The organism is Mucilaginibacter sp. P5_A4 (genome assembly GCF_056400605.1).
Window position 1 is genome coordinate 1 of record NZ_JBFUKX010000108.1, and the last position, 3,502, is coordinate 3,502.

The window sequence follows — 3,502 nt, forward strand, 5'->3', positions numbered from 1 at the left end:
ATTATACGGAGCGCCGGCCATTATCACAATAATGGTATTGGCATTAACGGCTGTAACCGCGTTAACCAATGCCTGTTCGCCAAAAGGCAGTTCCAGGCTTTTACGGTCATGGGCTTCACTTTCATACTCACGATTGGAACCGATACATAAAATGGCAACATCGCTGGTTTTCGCAAGCGCTACCGCCTCATCAATCAGCTTTTGATCGGGCTGGTCGTAGCCACGGTTTTGTTCATCACTATTACTTGCCAGGTAGTTTGCTTTATAACCCTGGGCAAAGCTGATGCTGGCCGTTTTACCGAACCTTGATTTTATACCTGCTAACGCGGTAACCTCATATTTGGCTTTTACACCGGCGCCATACCCGCCCAAAGCAAATGTGCGGATGGCATTATCGCCGATGACAGCAATGCTTTTGATGTTATCTGCTTTTAAAGGCAGCAAATGGTTGTCGTTTTTTAACAAAACGATGGATTCTGAGGCAATATCATAGGCAGCCTTGGCATGCGCCGATGTAGCGATAGACCCTGCAGGATGGTTAGTACTCATAGAGGTATGGTACATCACCCACAAAATCCTGCGTACTTTATCGTCAATTGTTTTTAACGGAACCTGGCCTGATTTTACAGCCGCAAGCAATGGCTTAGCAAAATACCACTGATCATACGGTCCGCTTGATCCCATTTCAATGTCCAGCCCGTTGTTGGCCGCTGCAACGGTATGGTGCGTCCCGGACCAATCTGACATGACCACTCCTTTAAAGCCCCATTCGTTTTTCAGCACTTTATTCAATAAATAGTCATTCTCTGAGCACCAGTAACCGTTCAGCTTATTGTAGGCCGACATAATGGTATAAGCATTCCCTTGCTGTACAGCTGCTTTAAATGCAGGGAAATAAATTTCGCGTAATGCCCTTTCGTCAACTATGGTGTTTACGCTGTCGCGGTTAAGCTCCTGGTTATTGGCGGCGAAATGTTTTATACAGGCTGCTACATGCCGGCTTTGAATCCCTTTTACAGCCCCGACCGCCAACAGGCTGTTTAAATAGGGGTCTTCCGAATAATATTCATAGGTACGGCCGCAAAGCGGCATCCGGCAGATATTGAATGCGGGTGCAAGCATTATATTCTTTTTACGGGCATTGGCCTCCTCGCCTATAACCACGCCATACCGGTTGGCCATTATGGGGTTCCAGGTGGCTGCAATTGCCGAACCACTTGGCAAAAACGTGGCAGAATCGATTGTCCAGTTAGCCGATGCCCAATCAAAGCGCTTTATCTCTTCGCGTACACCCAAGGGGCCATCATCGCAGGTTAGTTCCGGGATACCTAAACGGTTTACACCTGCGGAAGAAAACAGCGCGTTTCCATGCAGCATGTCTATTTTTTCTTCCAGCGTCATTTTGCTGACGATGCTGTTGATCTTTGCATTAAGCGCAACCTCACTTTTGTTTTGTGCCGAAACGCCGCCGGCCACGAAAAATGCCATAAAACAGGCAAGGGTATATTTCATAAATTTTGTGTGTGTAATGTTATTTATCGGCTGCTGTAATTTGAACAACAGCTGCCTTTAAACCTGGCGAAGTTGCTTTTAATATTATCCGGCCTGGCTGCCCGGTCGATTGTATAATAACCTGGGCGTTCCCGTTAAATAGTTTTCTTTTATAAGGCGCAGCCGGATAAAGCAGCTGTATTAAGCCGGGATCGGTATTAACGCTCGACCAGATATTCGCTTTGAGCAACGGCGTAGCAACAATGGCTATGGTATTGATGCCCGGGTGCAGTAATGAGGCATTCAGTTTAAATTCAGGGCTTTCGCCACTCTCCTTAATTTCTTTAGCTATCTGCTTACCGTTAATATAAATGCTTTGCACTTTGCCAATATTTTTACTGAAAAATGTGGCTGTAGCAGCTGCAGCATCAGCGGGAATAGAAAAGCCAGCCCTATAAACCAAAGCTTTTACTTTTTGCCCAAAATCATCATCCCGGACATCTTTAAATGCGTTTTGCCAACCGCTGTCGTCGTAATCTGCCGCTACTTCGGCCTTTACATTTAAATCGTCAACAAATTTTTCCTTTAAATTGCCAATACTTACCAGGTTAGCCCGCTCTACATATTGATCGGGTTCAAGCGAAGTTTGATTTCCGTTGCCTACGCCTATAATTTTACCTGGGCCCTCAATTGAAAAACCAATCTCATTTTCGGCTGTTGGCACGCCCAAAGTATTTTTATCAGCAGCCTGTACGGCAATTATGGCAATATCCTTTCCATCGGCTTTTATTGACGTCCTATCGGCCTGTAATTTAATTTGAGCAGGCGCCAAAGTAGTTTTAACAATATCGCTACCTGCTTTTGCCCCTTTTTTGTAGCCTATGGCTTCCAACGTTCCCTGTTGATATTTTACCTGCCATTCCAGGTGTCCGTTTGGTTCCATAATTTTTTTACCGAGGCTTTTCTTATTCAGAAAAAGTTCAACTTCGTCACAATTACTATAAGCGCATACCCTTATTTCCCGGCCTTCTTTACCTTGCCAGTTCCAGTGTGGCAGCAGGTGTACTACGGTTTGATCCGTCCACCATGATTTTAAATAATAGTAATCGTCTTTAGGAAAGCCACAGGCATCAACCATACCAAAATAGGATACAACCGAAGGCCATCCAAACGGTGTAGGCTCGCCGCGGTAATCAAAACCCGTCCAAATGAACATCCCTGCCAGGTACGGACGTGCGGCGTAGTGTTTCCAGCCCTGCTCCAGGCTATAAAAAGAGTCGTTTTGCTTTCTATCGTATGCAACAAGTTGCTGCTTGCCCATATCATCCTCATAAATCCCTCGTGAGGCCACTGTCGATCCTTCCTCGGTACCCCAGCTAAACTGGTTGGGATACTTTTTATGTTGTTCGTCGGTATTTTTAGTTGCTACATAATTATAGCCCAGCACATCTATTTCTGTTGATATTCCATTGCCAATGCCGCCACTTATAGCTGCTGTGATATAACGGCTCGAATCAATAGATTTGGCAAAGGTCTGCATAGTAGCGGCTATACGCGCCCCAGTAATATTACCTTCAATGCCCCACTCTTCGTTCCCTATCGACCAACTGACGATGCTGGGATGGTTTCTATCGCGCAGGATCATCCTTTTCAAGTCATTTAGTTCTGTAGATGCTACGCCCATTAAACGATTTTCATCTATAACCAGCATGCCCAACTTATCGCAGGCATCCAGCAATTCGGGCGTTGGCGGATGATGTGAACAGCGATAGGCATTGCAACCCATACCTTTTAAAGTACGAATCCGAAACTCCTGTAAAGCATCGGGCATGGCAGCACCTACACCGGCATGATCCTGATGATTATTGGTTCCCTTTATTTTAACGTGTTTGCCATTCAGAAAAAAACCTTCGTTGGCATCAAACCTGATGGTGCGAATTCCAAATGTTGTTGTATAACTGTCGGTAACAGCGCCATTCTCTTCAACGGCGGTAAGCAACCGGTGCAGGAA

2 protein-coding genes are annotated in these 3,502 nt (G+C 45.5%); both read right to left on the reverse strand.

The features are described from left to right. On the reverse strand, positions 1-1,512 hold a 1,512-nt coding region (locus AC1DQW_RS27300; RefSeq protein WP_477456950.1), incomplete at its 3' end, for a glycoside hydrolase family 3 protein. 19 nt (positions 1,513-1,531) lie between these two features. Next, the coding region (locus AC1DQW_RS27305; protein WP_477456951.1) for a glycoside hydrolase family 2 TIM barrel-domain containing protein at positions 1,532-3,502 on the reverse strand (1,971 nt) is incomplete at its 5' end.